Raw genomic sequence first — 17,979 nt, 5'->3', positions numbered from 1 at the left:
CTGCGCGGGCTGGCGCGAACCGCGCTGGCCATGTGCGGAGCGTCGTAGTCGGCGCCGTCCGGCCGCTTCACCCATACGTCCACGGTCCACGCGACTGATGTCGAACGACCTCAATGCACCCTGGCTCTTTCCGACTCAGAGGCCTGGCAAGCCACTGGGCAGCAAACAACTCAGCCGGCGCCTCCGCAAGATCGGACTCCCTGCCGAAGCCGGACGATCCGCGGCCCTCCTGCTTGATCTCTGCACACAGATGCCGCCAGCAGTCCTTCAGCGTCTGCTCGGCATCAGCCCCTCAGCTGCCGAGCGCTGGGCCGCCGGGGCTGTCAGGACCGCATACGCAGCCGAGGTGGCCCGCCGATCAGACGGCTGAGACCGATTACGCAGGAAGGAGACGATCCCCACCCACGGAAAGTCGCCCGTCTTGTGAAACGCACGAACGCTCCAGCGCCCTGCCGGCACGGAAACGTGGGCCTGCTCTGGCAAGCCTCCCTGATCCGGGTACTCAACGGCCAGGTCAGCTCCGGCTACAGCGGAGTCCAGGAGGACCGCTGCCCCATCGGTCTCCCAGACCTCACAGTCTTCCCAGTCGGTTGCGGGGTCCTCCATGACGGCCTTGGCAGCTTCAAGGAGCTCGGCATCAGAGTCGGCGGCAAGCCATCGCAGGAAGATGTTCTGCTCAGGGAGGTAGCAGGTCGTGGCGGGCTCGTCGGCCAGCACCAACCCGGATCCCTCGGTGCCGACCTCGACGATCCCAGCCCAGCCCTCGACATCACATGCACGGTCGTAGTCATCCGGAACGTCGGTGCCGCCGACGATCACTCCGTCTTCCGTGCATCCGCCCCACTGGTCCAGCGAAGAGACGGGGATAACGATCAACGGGCCACCCATCGACTGCACCCAAGCGAGATCAGCATGGACGTGACGAGAGACGTTGCGAGATGCGGTCATGTGATCAGTCTGCCCTTGACCACTGACACCACCTGAAGCCCTATTCCGCACAGACGGATATCCGAACCTACCGATACACGCCCACCACTGCGGCAAGAGCGAGTTCTACTCCCTCGGAACGCCCGATCACCCCGCGCACCCGGCGACCGCCAAGGGCGAATACGCCCCGACGCTCGGCACGGGCGCGTACGCCCTCGACCTTCTCTGCACCAACTCAGGTAGGGGGACGAAGCCGGTTCAGTGCAGAGCGATGAGTCCTGTCCGTCGATCTGAAGCCGCAGGCGCTGAAGTAGAAGGGGCGCAAGTGCTCTTCGAAATCAACGTGGAGCCACTCGCAGTTCGCCGGGATCCCCGTAGTAATCGCCGCAAAAACAACGGATATGGCTGCAACGGCTTCTGAGCTGCCGTGACGTGTCTTGGGTAATCTCCGCCCAGGCGGTCGGGCACCCACCGGCCACTCGGATCCGCTGACGGCGGGATCAGTAGCCCCTGTGCACCGTGTCTTGAGGAGCGGCCGGGTCGTTCACCATGCAATGCGGTAAGCCGTCGATACCACAGGTCGCCGTATGCGACTGCTTGTGGTGGGGGTTCTCGGTGGCGAGCCGTGTGTTCGCGGACGACGAGCTGACGCGGCTGCGCGGCTTTCCGGAGATCAACAAGGAAGAGCTGATCCGGTTCTTCATCCTGATGTCCGCGGACGTGGGCTTCATCGACCCGGGCCGCGGCCGTAGCCCGAAGGACCGGCTGGGACTGGCGGTCCAGCTGTGCACACTGCCCTGGCTCGGGTTCGTCCCGGACGACGTCGCCTGGGCGCCCCCGGCGGCGGTCGCCCGACTCTCCGAACATCTACAGATCCCCGTGGGTGAGCTGCGGTTCTACGGCGAGCGGAAGCAGACCCGCACCGAACACCTACGTGAGGTGACCCGGTACCTGAACTGGAAGCCCGCGAAAACGCTGGAGCTGAAGGAGCTGGACGAGTTCCTGCTCGCCCGCGCGATGGAACACGACTCCCCGTCCCTACTGTTCCGCCTGGCCTGCGAGCACCTGGCGTCCTCGCGGGTGGTGCGGCCCGGGGTGGTGAAACTGCTGGAACGGGTGGCCAAGGCGCGGGCCGAGGCCGGGCGAGAGACGTACCAGCGGGTGCGGCATCTGCTGACGCCGAAGCTGATGGGCGAGCTCGACGGGCTGCTGGCCGTGGACTCGGCGACCGGGACGACACGGCTGAACTGGCTGTGCAAGGGCGCGACCGGGGACTCGGCGAACGCGGTGAGGGCCGAACTGGACAAGCTCGGCTTCCTGCGCGGCATGGACGCTCACACCCTCGACCTGACAAGTCTGCCCGCGGAGCGGCGCCGGTTCCTGGCGACGATCGGGCGAAGGCTGACCGCTCCAGTCCCTGGAGGGTCGACGACGAGCTGTTGGCGCACATCTCCCCGGCCCACAGCGAGAACGTGAACTTCTTCGGCACGATCTACGTGGAAGTCGACACCGAGCCCGCCAAGCTCGACCCGGCCGGCTACCGGCCGCTGCGGCCCCGCCGCCCGGAACGGCCTGACGCCATCCAGCGGTAACGTCTGCCGTCCGCGAGGGAAGGTCGCCGAAACCGATAGCCGCGGGTATCAGTTCTTGCTATCAGTGAAGGGCCCACGCGACGCTGTGGGCTGATGAGCTGTCGGGGATGGACGGGGAGGGGTGAGCGTGTCGCCAGGTTGGAAGATCACGGTCATGGTGGCTGCGGCGGCCGGCGTCGTGTCGACACCGCTGGTCTGGCTGCTGGACAGCCCTGATACCGGCCAGCTGGTCGGCGCCACGGTCCAGGCCGCCACCGGCATCGCCGCCCTGGTCTCGGCTGCGGCCGCCAGCACCGTGAGGATGCCGGCGGCCACCGCGATCCGGCTGTCCGGATCAGTTCCCAGTTGCCGCACGGGAGAGAGCCACGTCCGCGTTGTCGGCCATGGGCCCTTGCGCCTCACGCGCTGCTCAGGCCTTCATGACGCTGGGCAGTGCCGCGGCCGACGGAAGCCACACTGAGCGCATGGCTACTTGGGGTCGTCCGGGAGCAGGGTCACGTGGTGTCGTGTGAGCTCCTCGACAAGCGGCGCGAACTCCTCCGGCCCCCACTTCGGTGCCTGCTCTCCGGGTACCGGGTCTATCCCGTTGTCGATCCAGAACTGCTCGTGGCCGCCCGGGAAAAGGAACGTGGGCAGAGTGGCGGGAAGCGCCCCCACGTTCTTGAATCCATGTCGATTTCCGCGGGGAATCCAGATGAAGTCGCCGGGACCGGCGGCGAGGACTTCATCCCCATTGATGAACTCGAAGTCACCCGTGAGGATATAGAAAGCTTCGTCCTCCCTTCCGTGCGAGTGCGCCACGGCTCCCCCACCGGGCGGGACGGAGGTCTCGAGCACGCCAAGTCGGCCATCCGTCTGTGCGGCTGAGATCTTCACGGTAGTCGTATCACCGATGAGCCACTTGGTGATGCCCTCGCCGCGTCGTACGAAAATACCGTTTCGCTGGGTCCAGCGCGGGTCATTCTTGTCCGGGATCGATACGTTGAAGGTCATGTCATTCCTCTTGTTGGTGGTTCTGATGATGCTTGACCGCATCCAGGTGTCCCCAGCTTTCGGCACCGGAGTTGAGATCTACCGTTGTTCGTAGACGGAGCCGCTCCCGTACGCCGGCCCACGATTGACGTGGCCCCGGTTTCCATCGGGCAGTGCGTCACGCAGGCACTGGACGACGCACAGACAGCTCCAGCAATGGGGAGGCCCTCCACGCCGTAACCGGCGTTATTGACCAGCACGTCGACGGGGCCCACGGTCTGCGTCACTTCGTTGACGACGGCGGTGACTTGGTCGTGGTCAGTGACGTCCAGGATGCGGGCCTGGGCCCGGCCCGGTGCGTGATCGCACCCGGATGAGGCACTGGTCCACCCACGGGGCGCCACCGGCCGAGCGACGGCGACGATGAGCCGGGTGTCGGCATCGAAGACGACCTTCATTCCCGTGGACGCTGTTGTGCGAATCCAGTACGCCGTGCGATGTCCTAGCAGGGACGCACACGGCGTTCTCGTGTTTACGCGGCGAGGCGTTCGGCGAGGGCCTTGGCATTGGTGGCCGCGTCCTGCAGAGCGCGGTCGCGGGAGGTTTCGAAGAGCGGCACCAGCTCAGCCATGGCCGGGACGTGCGGGGCCATGGTGAGTTCCGGGACGATGAAGTCGAGGTCGAGGGCGAGCATGTCGGCGAGGGTCGCCGTCAGGTAGTTCTGCACGTACTCGTAGCCCTCCTTCGGAGTGCCGGGCGCGTAGGAGCCGCCGCGGCTGGCGACGACGGTGACCGGGGTGCCGTTGGCGGAGGGGTTCTCGCCCGAGGTGCGGCCGAAGAGGATCACGTTGTCCAGCCATGCCTTGAGGGTCGACGGGATCGAGTAGTTGTACATCGGGGCGCCGATCAGCACCGCGTCTGCCTGCTCCAGTTCCTCGATCAGCTCGAGGCGTTGAGCGAAGGCGGCGGCCTGCTCGGGCGTGTGGGCGTTCGGATCGGCGAAGCCCGCGGTGTGCGCGTCGGCGGTGATGTGTGGGACGGGGTGGGCGGAGAGGTCGCGGTAGATCACCGTGCCCTCCGGGTGCTGCTCCTCCCAGGTTGTGCGGAAGGTCTCCGTCACGGCGCGGGAGGCGGAGGCGCCGCCCGGGAACACGGACGAGTCGATGTGCAGCAACGTGGCCATGGAGTATCTCCGGTAAGGGGTGACTTGGAAAGAGCGGGCGCCTGCGGCGGGTGCCGCGGGCTCGTGGTCGGTGAGGTGAATGGGGCCGCGGTCAGGCCGGTGGCCGGGGGCGCAGGACGCCGTCGGGGTCGTAGCGCTTCCACAGGTCGGTGACGCGGGTGCGGGTCGGTCCCGGGTAGGCGCGGGCGAACGTCTCCTCGTCGGGGGCGCTCTCGAAGTTCACGTAGGAGCCGTCGGCGTGCGGGGCGAGGGGGCGCCAGGCGGCGGCCAGCGTGGCGCGGTCGTCCGGCGGGAACGCCGAGGCGACGACGAGGGTGTTCTGGTGGCGGTGCGCGAACGCCGTGGCCGAGGGGGCCGGGCCGTGGGTCGCGCCGCCGAGTGAACGCAGCTGGATCAGGACCGGGTCGGGGCCGGCCGACGCGGTGACCAGCGCGCGGGCGGTGTCCGGGGTCATGGCGGTATGCAGTCCGTTGGTCGTGCTGGCGGGCATCTGGCCGGAGTTGGCGTGCAGATGGTGCGGTGGGACCAGCTCCGGGTAGGGGACGACGTGGGCCTGCTGGGCCCTCACGTCGCCGATGCCGAGGAGCGGTTCGACGGCGTCGCGGATGACGGACGGGCGGTCCGAGGCCACGACCGCGGTGATGAACGCGGCGGTGGTGGTGCCCTGCGAGGACAGCATCACCGCCGTCGACAGCTCGCGCGGCGCCTGCGCCATGACGTCGGCCCAGCGGCGCAGCGTCTGACCGGCAGGGTCCACCGCGGCGACCAGCTGTGCGTGGCCGACGTCACGAAGCTCCATGGCCTCGATCTCGAAGGCCACCGCGATCCCGGCACCCGCGCCGGCCCCGCGCATCACCCACAGCAGGTCGGGCTCGGCCTCCGCGTCGGCGCGCACGTACGTCCCGTCGGGCAGGACGACCTCGACGGCACGGATGTGGTCGACGGTGAGCCCGTACCGGCGTACGAGCCAGCCGACGCCGCCCCCGGTGGCGATACCGCCGACGCCGACGTTGCCGTGGTCGCCCGAGCTGATGGCGAGCCCGTGCGGGGCGAGCGCCTGGGCGACCTGGGCCCAGCGCGCTCCCGCCTCGACGCGGACCAGTCGGGAGCCCCGGTCGAGGACGTCGACCCGGTGCAGCGCGCTCAGGTCGATGACGAGCCCGCCGTCGTTGGTGCCGCTGCCGGACAGGCCGTGTCCGCCGCTACGGACGGCCACCCGAAGCCCCGTCTCCCGCGCGAGCCGCAGCGCCGCCGCGACGTCGCCCGCGGACTCGGGCAGGACGACGGCGGCCGGGTGGCCGACGGTGGTGTAGGTGGAGCGGAGCGGCCGGTAGCGCGGGTCGTCGGGCGTGACCACCTTGCCCGTGAGCTCGGCCGGCACGGTGGAGAGGGCGCGGTTCATCGCCCGCTCCGGATGGCGTCGACGCGCTCGCGCACCGCGGGCACGACCTCGCCGGCGAAGCGTGCGAGCTGCCGTTCGAGGTCGGTGGCGGGCCAGAAGACGAAGGTGTCGAAGCCTAGTTCCACGGCCCACTCGGTGAGGGTGTCTGCCCACCGCCGCACATCGCCGACGAGCCCGGATCCGTCCCCGTGGTCGCCGATCACGCCGATCACGTTGTAGACGCGCCGCAGTGTGCTCGGGTCGCGGCCCGCGTCGGTGGCCGCCTCGTCGATGATCCGCTGCCGCGAGGGTACCTCCTGCGGTGGGACGTAGATGTTCAGCGGGGAGATCCAGCCGTCGGCCGCCCGGCCGGTGACGGCGAGCATCCTGGGCTTCTGGGCGCCGAGCCAGAGCTCGACGGGCTTCGGGGGCACCGGTCCGGCACGATATCCGTCGACGGAGTGGTACGGGCTGTGCAGTCGTACGACGTCCCCGGCCAGGGCCGTGCGCAGGAGCCCCAGGGACTCCTCGGTGAACGCCACCATGTCCTGGCCGCGTCGCGCCGGGCCGCCCATCGAGGCGATGGCGTCGGGGATGCCGCCCCCGCCGACGCCGAGCTGGATTCGTCCGTCGGTGAACACGCTCAGCGATGCGGCGGCCTTGGCGAGCATCACCGGCGGGCGCAGCTGCAGGTCGGCGACGTCGGTGAGGAAGGAGATGCGGTCGGTGGCCGCGGACAGATGGGTGATCAGGGTCCAGGTGTCGAGGTGGCCGGGCTGGTACGGGTGATCCTGAACGGCGAGGTGGTCCAGGCCCGAGTCCTCCGCCGTCCGTGCGAGGCGCCGGGTCTGGGCCCATGCCCCGGCGGAGGGGTCGAGGCTCACTCCGAAGGAGAGTTGGCGTCCGTAGTCGGTCATGAGTCCAGGGTGGGCCGGACCGCCCCGCTAGCAAAACGATGGGTAAGGTGCTAATCTTTTGTAAGTGGACTCCATTCATGATGACACCTGCCCGAGTTTCGAGGGCACCCTCGAACTGATCGGACGCCGCTGGACGGGTTCGATACTGAAGGCCGCCGGCCAGGGCGCCCGGCGCTTCGGCGAGTACCGGGCGATGATCGACGGCATCTCCGACCGGCTGCTCTCCCAGCGCCTGAAGGAACTCGAGGCCGCGGGCCTCATCGAGCGCACCGTCATCCCCACCACGCCCGTACAGATCCGCTATCAGCTGGCCCCGGACGGCCAGGCACTGGTGAAGGCCCTGTTGCCGCTCGCGCAGTGGAGCATGCAGCGGTCGGGTCCCAGAGGTGCGGGGCGGGTTCGGTCGTCGGCGTAGTCTCCGGATACGCGCGTCCAGGAGGCGCACGCACTCACTCCGTCGGCTCGGAGGCGCCCAGGTCGTCGCATCCGCTTATCTATCAACGGGCTCCACGGCGGCGAAGCCCCCGGACTCCGGCTCGCTCATCCTGACCGAGCGTCACTCTGACTACAGGTAGCCACCTGTCAGCTGGCGGCAGCTAAACGGGAACTGGGGATGTCGCACAATCCGTTGTTTTTGCGGCGATTACTACGGGGACCCCTCGCCAGACGGGCACCTCGGGCTGCGGTGGCCACGAGTTCGGTGCCGACGCCGGTTTTGCGCAGGTCCTGAGCGACCATCGTGTCGAGGATGAAGGCATGGGCGCCGCCATCCCAGGCGACGTTGACGAACCCAACCAGCCTGCCGGCCTTTCGTGCGCAGACCCAGCCGAGGCTGTGACGATGCACTTGTGCGTGCCAGTCGGTGGGCGTCTGGCCGTGGCCGAACGCCTCCGCATGACGAGCGTTGACGGCTGCGTTGTCGAAATCACCGCGCCACTCATACGTGATCGTCATGGCCGCATCGTAGGTTGCGGGGCATCTGTACTCGCCCCGTTTTCGGGGCCCTGCTGCTTATCCGGCATCTCGTGGGTGAGGCAGAACGGGCATGCCCAGGGAGACGGGTCCGATGCGTTGGAAGCGTCTGCCCTGCTCGCGTTTGCTGCGCAGGAAGGTGAGGGTGAGGTCGAGTCCGTCGATCTCACCCCGCCAGTCTTCGGCGATGGCGCGTTCGTGGCGGGCGAGGAGGTCCTCCTCCAGCTCGTCCAGGCGGGGCAGCATCTTCGGGTTGATGCTCAGCATCGGGCAGCGGATACAGGCGTGTTCGTGCTGGCAGGGGGTGCCGTAGGGCCGTCCGCAGGAGCCGAGTTCGACGCGGCGTTTGTCGAAGTGCTCGTTGAATTCCGACCACTCCGTCTCGGTCGGCTTGCGGTACTCGCTCTCGGGCCGCTGGGCCCTTCGGCGGTCGAGGAACTGCTGGTAGTGGCGCGCCACGTCGTCGTCGAAGACCGCGACGTAGCCACGGGTGGTCTGGATATTCAGGTGGCCGAGCAAAGCGGCGCCGATGTGGATGGGCAGGCCGTTGTTGACCAGCTCGGTCGCGAAGAGCCTGCGGAAGTCGTGAGCGGCGAACTTCACCTCGGCGAAGCGGGGGTCGGTGGCGACCAGGCCCTCGGCGGCCCGGCGGATCATGCGCCACATCGTCGTGGTGGACATCGCCCGCAGTCCGCCGCCGTGAACGTTCTGGAACAGGTAGGGCAGCGGCTCGCTCCAGACCTTTTCGTGCAGGTCGTAGCGGATGCAGACCCGAACGGTGCCGTGCGCGCTGATGTGGCGGCGGATGATCTGGGCGATGACGTGGAACAGCTCCGCGGACATCGGGATCACCCGTTCGCGGTCGCTCTTGGACGGGGTGATCACGAGGAGGGCGACGACTTCCCCGCTGGGCCGCTGGTAGTTGCGCACGCTGAGATGGGTGAGCTCGGTCAGCTCCTCGGCGCGCAGGCCGGCCAGGCGGAGCGTTTCGACGATCGCCCACTGCCAGAACGCCTGATTCTCGGCATTCGTGAGCTGTACCAACTTGCCGGTGGACCGGTTCACGGCCCGGATCGGCGCAGTGGTGGGGTCCAGCCGCTGGGCGTCCATCTTGGCGGACACCCGCTGCCATTCGACGTCGTCGACGATGAAGTGTTCTCCGAGCGCGACCGCGCGGGCGGCCTCCAGCAGCGTGCGCTGGCGCTGCCACTGGTCGGTGACGTGCCGGGACCGGATCGGCAGCAGCGGCTGGCGTTCCCGGGTGCGGTTGGCCATCCGCTCCTGGAGGCGTCGTCGGCGGACGTGGAACCAGCGCAGGTCTTCGTCCCGGATCGGGCAGGGTGCCACCCACTGGGCCCAGCGCTCCGGCTCGGCGACGGCCCAGGTGTGCAGGTCAAGGTAGAAGGCGCGGACCACCATGAAGGGGCCGTCCAGGTGCAGGCGGGGCTTGCCGTTGGGGCAGACGAGCAGGCTCTCCTTCCAGTGCGCGACCGCCTCGGGCGACAGCCGCAGGTCGGCCTGGTCCGGGTTGAAGTCCTCGATCACCTTCCAGAACAGCCGGACGAGGTTGGAGACCAGGGCCTGGAGGGTGGAGTAGTCGACCTCGACGGAACGGCGGCTGATGTAGTCGATCAGCAGGTCTCGGACGTCCTGGTTGCGGAGCTTGTGCTTGTCGACGAGTTCGGCGACGCTGCGCTGGCCCTTGACCACGGGGCCCGGACCGGCTGCGCGACGCCGCAACGCGCACCGAGGCCCTGGGCCCGCACGTGGCCGCGCTCCGGGCCGTGCACGACCACCACAACCCGGAGAACGGCGTCTTGGCGGCCGTCGCCGACGTCATCAGCACCATCACCCTGTCCATCACCGAGACCGACCACAAGGTCATCGACGACGTCGTCGAATTCCTCGACGAGGCCCAGGCCTACGCCCAGGACGACACGGGCGACCGCCTCGACCGCGCCCTGGCCCTGCTCGCCCCCTCCTGGCCAGCGAGAGGACCGATGAACCGAGCGACCAGCCACCCGGACCGCGCAGCGAGCCAAGAGAGCAGCCCCGTGCAGCTGACCGTCCGCGAGACGACCGCCGAGCAGGCCCCGCGCCCCTGCCCGACCCGGAGACCTACCGCGCGTACTTCGCCAACCCGCACAACTACGCGCGCGCCCCCAGGACGCGAAGGCCGGCCACTTTCAGCAGATCGTGCTGGACCTCCGTGCGAAGGAACATGTTCTTCCACGGCGAGGACTGGCGAGTACCGCGCCAGATGCACCCGCCGGCCCCGAAGACCACTCCCTTCGCCGTCTTCCACTGGCTGACGGTCCCAGATGTCATCTCCTGGACCATCGACAGCGGGATCCTGATCGCGGAACGTCCCTACCTCACGCTCGACCACGGCAACGCCTTCGCACACGAGGTAGCCCCGCTCGCCGAGACCCTGCTGGCCAACCTGCTGCCCGTGCCCGGCACCGACACCAGGGACTGGTCCGCCGAGTCCGCCAGCGCCGCCCTCGACAACCAGGCCGCCTGCACCCGCTACCAGCACCCGCCGCGCGGCCGCCGCCCGGAACTCGTCAACATGCACGAGGCCGTCGACGCCCACCCCGACCTCGTCCGCCCGGCCTGGGCGCAGCGCACCGAGCGGGAGCTCGACGCGGTTGCCGACTACCTCAACCGCTTCGGACTCAGGCACAACCCCCGCATCGCCGAAGCCCTCGGATTCGACCCCCAGACGCCCCGCGCCTCCCTCGTCGGCACCCGCGCGTGGCTGTACGAGAACTGCCGCAACGACCTGACCCGAACCGCACCCCAGGCGCCCTGAGCCAGAGGTCGCCGATCGTCAGGCAAAGACAACCCGATTCCCATGATCAAGGAAGGAGCTGGCGCCATGTTCAAGGCAGGGGAAGCGGTACTGATCGTCTCCTGTGCGGACGCCCCCTGCGCGGCCGGCAGGAAGGGAAAGATCGTCGACGAGGTCGCGCCGGGCCCGCTCACCAACTACCGGTGGACGGTGCACAAGATCGGCATCTTGATCGGCTCCGTCCTGTGCCAGGGCCACGAGCTCCGCAAGACCGGCAACTGACGCCCTGCAACCGCCCCCGGGCCCTGCGCCAGCCGGCCACCGAGCCGGGCATGGCGCGGGGCCCGGAACCGTCCCGCCCCTCCACGCGCGGCCCGCAGCCCAGCCCGACGAAGAGCATCTGTTTCCAACCCTGGGCCTAGTTGCTGGCGCCGCTTCGTGCGGTGGCTCGTTAGCAGGGCATGGCGAAGTTCTCTTACGATCCCCCGGAGCGAACCTTGGCCGAGCTCCTGTGCGATGCACAGGATGACGCTGAGGAGGCCACGGGTGAGGACCTCACGCTGAGCACTGCCGAGTTTGTGCACTCGAAACTGCTGCTCCACGGCCTGCGCCACGAGATGACCGCCCATGACGCAGGCCGCGCAATCGTAGTGTCGATGCCGGTGCAGACGGCCCTGCATTTGGCCGTCGCTCTCGACAGAGAGTGGAAGCAGCAGCAAGAGAGGTAGGGCTACCGCCGGGTTTGGTTTGCCCAGGACTTTATGAGGAAGCTGGGGAACCGACGGAATGCGCTGCGGCAGGACCTACCCGCAGCTGACGAAGATCGTTTCCTGGGATGGACTTGATCGTTTCCCGCCGCCCTGGTGGACAGGCGTCGCTGATTGCGAGAGGAACCCTCGCCGGGCCTCCCGCGGGGTGACGACATAGCCGAGCCGAACGTCCCAGTGGCCACCTCGCCAGGTGAGGGCGACCTCGGACAGGGGCGGCACAGTGAGATGCCAGAACGCTCTTGCCGGTACGCCCAGAGCATGGATGAGCAGGGCCCGGACCACGGCGGCTTCGGTGATGGCCACTGCGGGGCCCGTGTCGGGCGCCACGCTGCTCAGCCAGTCCGCCGTTCGGCGGCAGAGCTGGCGTACGGACTCACCTTCGTGTGGTGCGGCATCCGGGTCGGTGAGCCAGGCCTTGAACCCGTCGGGATCGGTTGCGGCGACATCGTCGACAGTGCGACCGCACCATATACCGAGGTCGAGATCGCGCAGCGCAGGCTCGGATGCTGCCGCCAGGCCGAGTGCGTCAGCGGTCTGTGAGCAGCGGATCGAGGGCGCCCGGACGGCCAGCTCGTGGGGAGGGAGCACTACTCCCGCGGCGCCTGCCATACGCAGGCTGCGCTCACTCAGGGGAGCGTCACCGAGGAGTGGATCCAGGGTGGCGTCACCGCCGGGCGCACACAGAAACGTCAGGCGGATCGTCATAGGACCGACCTCCTTCTTGGCCCGACATGATTCCGGATGGTTCGAGACCACGCGACGGTTGCTTGATCAGTCGGGCTGGTGTGGTGGCGGTTTCAAGGAAGACCGGGAGGCCAACGGAATCGACACCGATCAACCGCCCTGTCGAGGACGAGCGTGAGGCGGAGCCGTCTGACCCGGCAGCGGATGACACACCCGGCGCCATGTCGTGACTCCTGTGCTCCAGCGTCGCTGGAAACCTCCCGCTGCAACATCCGCCGACTGTCCGGAACCACCCCGCCGACCGGCTGACGCAACCCGGCCACCCGGCCGAACTCGGTGGGGACGGCGGGGTGAGGATCGGGAGGAGGCCCCGAAACAGTGAGCCATTTCCAACCTGATGGCGCAGGTCAGTGGCGTGGTGAAGGTCGGTAGCCGGGTCAGGCGAGGCTCCCGGTAAGACAAGCAATCGACCAAGGAAGACGCCCCTACCGGGAGCCTCGTTGCTGCCTTACCCCGCCTCGATCCCCCTGTCCACCCGATCGCTGAACCACCTCGCCGGCCTAATCCGCACCCACCGCCACCAGCGCCGATCCCGCTGGCGCCGACTCGACCCCGGCCGGCAGGCCCTGCTCGCCCTGGCCCACCTGCGCAACGGCGACACCCTCACCCGCCTGGCCGCCGGATTCAAGGTCGGGGTTGCCACCGCCTGGCGCTGTATCCGCGAGGCGATCACCTTGCTCGCCGCGACCGCCAACGACCTGCACCAGGCGATGACCAGGATCCAGCTGCTGGCCTACGTCATCCTCGACGGCACGCTGATCCCGATCGACCGCGTGCACGATCAGAAGCCGTACTACTCCGGAAAACACCGACGGCACGGGATGAACGTGCAGGTAATCGCGGATGCGGCCGGACGCCTCGTCTGGGCGTCGGCGGCACTTCCCGGCTCGGCACACGACCTGACTGCTGCGCGAACCCACGGCATCATCGCCGCGTTGACCAACGCTGACGTGATGACCTTCGCGGACAAGACACCCCATGCAGCTGTCGGGTCAAGCAGCTGCCGCAAGCGGGGCTGGTGCCGGTGTGCGGAAGGCGATCGCTTCGTCGAACTTCTGGCGGTTGGTCAGGCAGTGGTGGAGCTGGCCGAGCATGCGGTTGAACAGGTTGCGGAGGGCCGCGTGGTAGTGGTCACCGGTGTCCCGTCGGCGGTTGTAGTGGGCGTGGGCGCCGGGTGAGGCGGTCAATGCGGCGAATGCCCAGTGCCGGCCGGTCGCGGCCAGACGGCTGTTTTTGATCCGGCGGTGGACGACGTGGCGGCTCTTGCCGGACTGCCGGGTCACCGGTGCGCTTCCGGCATAGGCCTTCAGATGGCCGGCCTGGGTGAACCGGCTGTGGTCGTCGCCGATCTCGGCGAGTATCCGCGCTCCGGTGAGCACAGCCAGGCCGGGGAAGCTCGTGATGATCTCCGCGTCGGGATGCTGCAGGAACAGCCCCTCTGTGTCGGATGCGAGGTCATCGCATGCCTGGCAGGCTGCGTCGAGCTGCGCAAGGAGGGCGAGTGTCTGCCGTCCCATCGCCTGCTCGACCAGGGCGGGCTGGCGGAGCCAGGTCCGGCGGAACACCTGAAGCAACCGGTCGGTCTCGGCCTCGATGCGGCGTTGACGTCCTGCTCGGGTAACCGCGGTCCGCAGCCGTCCTCGGGCCAGCCGGGCGGCCTCGGCCGGAGTGGGCGCGATCGCCAGGATCGTGCGGGCCTCCCGGGACAGCAGCCGCTCACGCTTGGCTGCGAACGCCTCGAGGATCGCGGGGTAGTACTCGCGCAGGTGTGACCGGAGCCGGTTGTGGGCGCGGGTGCGGTCCCAGACCGCGTCCTGCTGAGCTCGCGCGAGGACGGCAATGGCCCTGACCAGGTCGGAGTCGGTCGGCAGCGGGCGGTGGAACTCGGTGTCCGTGCGCAGGATGTTCGCCAGGACGACGGCGTCCTGGTGGTCGGACTTCTTCCGGGAGACGGCGTGCCGGTCGCGGTATCGGGCGACGGCCATCGGATTGATCGCATAGACCCGGCGTCCGGAGGCCCGCGGGCAGGCAACCAGGAGTCCGCGGGAGGTCTCGATCGCCACCGGGATGGGATCGTCCGGGCTGTCACCGTGCTCGGCGAGCAGATGCAGCAGGTCCTGGAAACCCGCCGCGTCGTCGCTGATCCTGAGTTTGCCGAGCAGCCGGGCATCGGAGTCGACCACCGCGACGTCGTGGTGGTCCTCAGCCCAGTCGATTCCGCAGGTTGCGTGCACGACGCGCTCCTTTCAAGGCTTCGCTGTCCGTCGGCGTCAAGCCGCGGCAGGACCACCCGGCGACCTACAGTAATCGGACTCCGCTCCAGGAAGCGGGTCCACGTCTTTACTCTTGCTGGAGCAGTTCTGTCGTCTACAGCGCGGCAGACGACACAGCATGCTCGTCACCGCTCGAGCAATCCCACGGCGCCGCACCCCTGGTGCGGCGCCTTCTTCGTGCCCGCCGCCATGTCGGTAGCACTAGGTAAACCGGATCGTTCTGGAGCAGCAGAACAAACGCGCGGCACTACACGAGGCTGGCGCTGCACGGCGAGCAGCAGCGTCTGGTAACACCAGGTAAACCGGGTTGTTCTGGAGGAGCAAAACAGCCAGCGGCTACACACGGTGCTCCGGCAGCGCGTACATCGTTCCCCCGGAGGGGAAACTCGGAGGGTGAGCCGAGCAGCAAGCAGCATGGGCCGGGGCGCTGCATGCAGCAGCTGGTGGTCGGCGTGAGAATGACATGGCCCTTCGTCACTCATGCCAGCAACGAGTGAGCACCACCCGTCAGCGTCAACGACCAGATCACCGCACCTGCGCCACTGACGCCCAGACGATGACGTTCAACCGACACTCCCTCGCAGACCATCACATGCCAGGCGGAATGTGCGTGCACCAGACAGGAGCAATCCTCCATATGGAGCAACCCAGCAGGTGTCGGGCTCTCATGCGCCTCAGCCTAGAAGCATGCGCCATGTGCGGCACGCGGAGGACGCCATTCTGTCGCCGGAAACCTCATGACGCTCAGCACCAGAACGGTGAGGCTGCGAGACAGAAGGCATAGCGATGACGATGTTGGCTTTGAGGGCCCGAGATTACGTCGAGCCCTTGCCCAGAGTTGATGCGGAGTTGACGGTTACCCTGATCGTCGTCGCGGAGTGGGACCAGATCGAGCCTGTGTTCGAGCTTGTGGAGCCGGCCGGGCTGTATCAGCCGGACGGCCACGGGAGAACAGCGCCCAGGCGTGACAGAGCTGGGCGACGCCGTGAGGTCGTCACGCACCGCGAACGAGAGGCATTGCAGCCGATCACCATGCGGACCGACGCGCTGGGGCACGCAATCTTCGACTGGCCCAATACGCCCGGTTCGCCGCTGGCAGAGGCATTTCGCCGTGCCCGTCTGCAGCGTCCAGGGAATCCCGTTGTCTCAGTTTTCGCTACTTTCCAAGTTCAGAGCCCTCTCGGCGATCGCGTCGACTCCACGAACCTGCCGCAGCGGGCGCGTGAGGACGAAACGGTTACCGCAGATGTCTATTTCGACCTGGCCGAGGCAATCGTGGGCCATACCACCGAGACGGCGGCTACGTTGTGGTTCCGTACTCACCTGGGAAATCTCAACCGAGGCAGCCGGTATGTGTGCGAGGTGCGCGAGGCCACGCGCGACAGCGGGATCATCGTGGATACGCCATCCACGCCACCCGATTTCACGACAGAGGTCAGCTTCGACGCAGGATGGGCCGACACCGCAACCGTAACGGCGCGCGGTCTCACCGAAGACACTGCCTACCAGTACAGGCTCTTGGTCATCCATCGTGACGGCAAGCGAGACCCCCTCACCTCTGGGTCCTTCCGTACCGCTTCCACCACGCCCACCAACTTGCGTATCGGTTTCGCCTCCTGCCACAAGCCCCTGCAGCCAGCTTCGAACGAAGCGTGGAACCAGCTCAGCCTCGCTCGGCCCGACCTGGTCCTGCTGATGGGAGACCAAATCTACGGAGACGGCATCCGCAAGCGGCCAGGAGAAACGTGGTTCGACAGCTATGCTCGCCGCTACCTGAAGTTCTGGAGCGACCGGCCCGTACGCAACGTGCTACGTCACCACCCCGTCTACATGATGCTCGACGATCACGACGTGGCGGACGACTTCGGCACCCTCTTCACCATCGACGGCCCCAATTCGATGCACATCTCCTTTCCTGATCTCACCATCGACCCTCCAGGCATTCCCCAGCCGTCCCAAGTCCAAGGCGCGCTCAAGGCATACCAAGCCTTCCAACAGGCTCACAGCCCCATCGGGCGAAACCGTGAGGCGATCAACACAGCAGTCGACTACTCATTTCGCCGGGGCCCTGTCGCCTTCTACGTCCTTGATGGCCGGACGCAGCGCGGCCGCGCCAGAGCCGGGTCACCCATTCTCGGTACTGCCCAGCGCGAGCGCCTTCGCCAGTGGGCCACCAGCCGAGAAGCACGCGATGCTGACGTCATTGTGCTCGCAACCGCCGTGCCCATCGCCTTCGCAGACGTCGAACTTGCTGCCGACGCCATCCGTCGGGCAGATGAAGCCGCTTCCGCTGTAGGAGCAGTCATCGGCGCAGGCATCGGCGCAGTTACCCTCGGTCCTGTTGGCGCCGTGGCCGGCGGCGTCTTGGGGTGGGCCGCCGCTGACGCGATCGCTGATGAGGTCATCGAGCGCGACATCCGCATTTGGAAAGGGGAGGTGGTGGAACCGGACCTGGCTGATCACTGGGGTGACGAAGATAATCTTTCCGACGCCTCGTACGTGCTCAACCTTCTGTTCGATCTGGCGAACGATGGAACGCGGCCCCGGGCGGTCATCGTGCTGGGCGGTGACGTACACCTGGGCGCCGTCCACCGCATCCGCTCCACGTCCCCCCGCCACGCCCGGAACCCGGTGATCTGGCAGTTCACTTCCTCACCCATCTCCAACGCCCCCACTGAGGAAGGCGTTGTCAGCCTCCTGGAACGGTCCCGCGCCTTGGGCGACTTCTACCTGGGTTCCAGTCAGGACGGCCAGTTCCAGGGAGAGTTCGACTCCGAGTTCCTCAGCGACCGCAACTTCGGCCTTCTGGAGATCGCACGCACCCACCCGTCTCGCCGCGCCTACACAATCTCCGGAGCAATTCGGGGTGTGAGCGGTGTCGCCATGGAGTACGACGCCACGTTCGACCTCGATCAGGGGGCTTCTCCGCGCTTCGTGCGCCGGCCTCCTATCAGAAGAGTCGTGGTAGACAGGGATAGCGTTGAGCGCCTTGAACGAGAGTCTCCCCCCGCACGCAGTTCATCACGGAGACTGTTCTCCCGTCGGGGATCAACCCGCAACAGACGCTGAACGCAAGAGCTTACGGGCTGCCCCGCGATTGATCACGGGGTGTGCTGGCCTGGCGGTTCGGCTGGAGGGTGATTCAGCAGGCCACCGGGCGGACGAGCACCAGTTCGGTGCTCGTCTTGCGGCGGGTGGGCCTGCGGGCGGCGCAGCCGCCTGCCGCCGGCCCGCAAGAATCGTGAACCAACCCGTCAAGGCGCTACCCGCGAGCGCAGACCCGGCAGCGATCAGTGCAACCTCGAGATCCCCCACGCGGGACATTGTGTCAACCGGCCTCGTCCCGCGTGCCGTTACCCCTACTGATCTCGTCGGAGTGTTGTCGGGGGTGACGTGTACTGATCCCTGCGGTAGGCCGGTTGTATGCGGTACGCGCAGGGCGGCGGACTGACGG

The 17,979-nt window shown here is 67.7% G+C and carries 17 protein-coding genes and 2 pseudogenes; 7 read left to right on the top strand and 12 right to left on the bottom strand.

Annotation, left to right across the window (positions count from 1 at the left end; genetic code table 11):
• Positions 1–267: 267 nt before the first annotated feature.
• Both ACFY0T_RS49840 and ACFY0T_RS49835 read right to left on the bottom strand, forming a co-directional pair.
• Positions 268–948 carry an Imm21 family immunity protein gene (locus tag ACFY0T_RS49840; protein ID WP_388885778.1) on the bottom strand — a complete coding sequence of 227 codons (681 nt, stop codon included), beginning with the start codon at positions 946–948 and terminating at the stop codon, positions 268–270.
• Between the two features lie 237 nt (positions 949–1,185).
• Positions 1,186–1,291: pseudogene (locus tag ACFY0T_RS49835) on the bottom strand (GNAT family N-acetyltransferase); the annotation flags it as partial.
• Positions 1,292–1,542: 251 nt separating this feature from the next.
• Here ACFY0T_RS49835 and ACFY0T_RS49830 point away from each other — a divergent pair.
• A complete protein-coding gene (locus ACFY0T_RS49830) occupies positions 1,543–2,403 on the top strand; it encodes a DUF4158 domain-containing protein (protein ID WP_388885776.1) in 861 nt (286 codons plus the stop codon).
• Between the two features lie 164 nt (positions 2,404–2,567).
• Here ACFY0T_RS49830 and ACFY0T_RS49825 read toward each other — a convergent pair whose 3' ends face one another.
• From ACFY0T_RS49825 to ACFY0T_RS49800, 6 genes are all read right to left on the bottom strand, one after another.
• Positions 2,568–2,873: a hypothetical protein gene (locus tag ACFY0T_RS49825; RefSeq protein WP_388885774.1), complete on the bottom strand. Its 306-nt coding sequence runs from the start codon at positions 2,871–2,873 to the stop codon at positions 2,568–2,570.
• 114 nt (positions 2,874–2,987) lie between these two features.
• Positions 2,988–3,512, bottom strand: coding sequence for a cupin domain-containing protein (locus ACFY0T_RS49820; protein ID WP_388885772.1), 525 nt, complete (start codon positions 3,510–3,512; stop codon positions 2,988–2,990).
• Entirely contained in the window at positions 3,509–3,949 is a 441-nt protein-coding gene (locus tag ACFY0T_RS49815; RefSeq protein WP_388885770.1) for an SDR family NAD(P)-dependent oxidoreductase, read from the bottom strand. Before ACFY0T_RS49815 ends, ACFY0T_RS49820 begins: the two co-directional genes overlap by 4 nt.
• Before the next feature lie 74 nt (positions 3,950–4,023).
• Entirely contained in the window at positions 4,024–4,674 is a 651-nt protein-coding gene (locus ACFY0T_RS49810; RefSeq protein WP_388885767.1) for an FMN-dependent NADH-azoreductase, read from the bottom strand.
• Positions 4,675–4,765: 91 nt separating this feature from the next.
• Complete coding sequence (locus tag ACFY0T_RS49805; protein ID WP_388885765.1) at positions 4,766–6,076, bottom strand: FAD-dependent oxidoreductase; 1,311 nt, start codon at positions 6,074–6,076, stop codon at positions 4,766–4,768.
• Positions 6,073–6,972 (bottom strand): LLM class flavin-dependent oxidoreductase, encoded by a 900-nt coding sequence (locus tag ACFY0T_RS49800; RefSeq protein WP_388885763.1) that lies wholly within the window; start codon positions 6,970–6,972, stop codon positions 6,073–6,075. Before ACFY0T_RS49800 ends, ACFY0T_RS49805 begins: the two co-directional genes overlap by 4 nt.
• 64 nt (positions 6,973–7,036) lie before the next feature.
• Between ACFY0T_RS49800 and ACFY0T_RS49795 the strand changes: the two genes are divergently transcribed.
• A complete protein-coding gene (locus tag ACFY0T_RS49795) occupies positions 7,037–7,387 on the top strand; it encodes a winged helix-turn-helix transcriptional regulator (protein WP_388885760.1) in 351 nt (116 codons plus the stop codon).
• Positions 7,388–7,554: 167 nt separating this feature from the next.
• Here the strand turns inward: ACFY0T_RS49795 and ACFY0T_RS49790 are convergent, their stop codons facing one another.
• Positions 7,555–7,926, bottom strand: a complete 372-nt coding sequence (locus ACFY0T_RS49790) for a GNAT family N-acetyltransferase (RefSeq protein WP_388885757.1) — start codon at positions 7,924–7,926, stop codon at positions 7,555–7,557.
• A 57-nt stretch (positions 7,927–7,983) separates the two neighbouring features.
• Positions 7,984–9,654 (bottom strand): tyrosine-type recombinase/integrase, encoded by a 1,671-nt coding sequence (locus ACFY0T_RS49785; RefSeq protein ID WP_388885754.1) that lies wholly within the window; start codon positions 9,652–9,654, stop codon positions 7,984–7,986.
• A gap of 499 nt (positions 9,655–10,153) precedes the next feature.
• Between ACFY0T_RS49785 and ACFY0T_RS49780 the strand changes: the two genes are divergently transcribed.
• The 3 genes from ACFY0T_RS49780 (at position 10,154) to ACFY0T_RS49770 (ending at position 11,466) form a co-directional block, all read left to right on the top strand.
• Positions 10,154–10,759, top strand: coding sequence for a hypothetical protein (locus ACFY0T_RS49780; protein ID WP_388885752.1), 606 nt, complete (start codon positions 10,154–10,156; stop codon positions 10,757–10,759).
• 66 nt (positions 10,760–10,825) lie between these two features.
• On the top strand, positions 10,826–11,020 hold the full coding sequence (locus ACFY0T_RS49775) for a hypothetical protein (RefSeq protein ID WP_388885750.1): 195 nt from the start codon (positions 10,826–10,828) through the stop codon (positions 11,018–11,020).
• 215 nt (positions 11,021–11,235) lie between these two features.
• A complete protein-coding gene (locus tag ACFY0T_RS49770; RefSeq protein WP_388885748.1) occupies positions 11,236–11,466 on the top strand; it encodes a hypothetical protein in 231 nt (76 codons plus the stop codon).
• 75 nt (positions 11,467–11,541) lie between these two features.
• Here ACFY0T_RS49770 and ACFY0T_RS49765 read toward each other — a convergent pair whose 3' ends face one another.
• A complete protein-coding gene (locus ACFY0T_RS49765) occupies positions 11,542–12,213 on the bottom strand; it encodes a histidine phosphatase family protein (RefSeq protein ID WP_388885745.1) in 672 nt (223 codons plus the stop codon).
• Positions 12,214–12,692: 479 nt separating this feature from the next.
• Between ACFY0T_RS49765 and ACFY0T_RS49760 the strand changes: the two are divergent.
• A pseudogene (locus ACFY0T_RS49760) lies at positions 12,693–13,247 on the top strand (transposase family protein); the annotation flags it as partial.
• Here the strand turns inward: ACFY0T_RS49760 and ACFY0T_RS49755 are convergent.
• The gene (locus tag ACFY0T_RS49755; RefSeq protein ID WP_388885742.1) at positions 13,245–14,486 is read right to left on the bottom strand and encodes an IS110 family transposase; all 1,242 of its coding nucleotides are present in this window, start codon (positions 14,484–14,486) and stop codon (positions 13,245–13,247) included. The pseudogene ACFY0T_RS49760 and the gene ACFY0T_RS49755 sit on opposite strands and share 3 nt — an antisense overlap.
• A gap of 825 nt (positions 14,487–15,311) precedes the next feature.
• Between ACFY0T_RS49755 and ACFY0T_RS49750 the strand changes: the two genes are divergently transcribed.
• The gene (locus ACFY0T_RS49750; protein WP_388885739.1) at positions 15,312–17,594 is read left to right on the top strand and encodes an alkaline phosphatase D family protein; all 2,283 of its coding nucleotides are present in this window, start codon (positions 15,312–15,314) and stop codon (positions 17,592–17,594) included.
• The last annotated feature ends 385 nt before the right edge of the window (positions 17,595–17,979 follow it).

Origin of the sequence: Streptomyces sp. NPDC001530 (assembly GCF_042894545.1) — a bacterium.
In the GTDB taxonomy this organism is placed as follows: Bacteria; Actinomycetota; Actinomycetes; order Streptomycetales; family Streptomycetaceae; genus Streptomyces.
The sequence above is the reverse complement of the archived record's forward strand: the minus strand, read 5'-3'. Positions and strand labels throughout refer to the sequence as shown.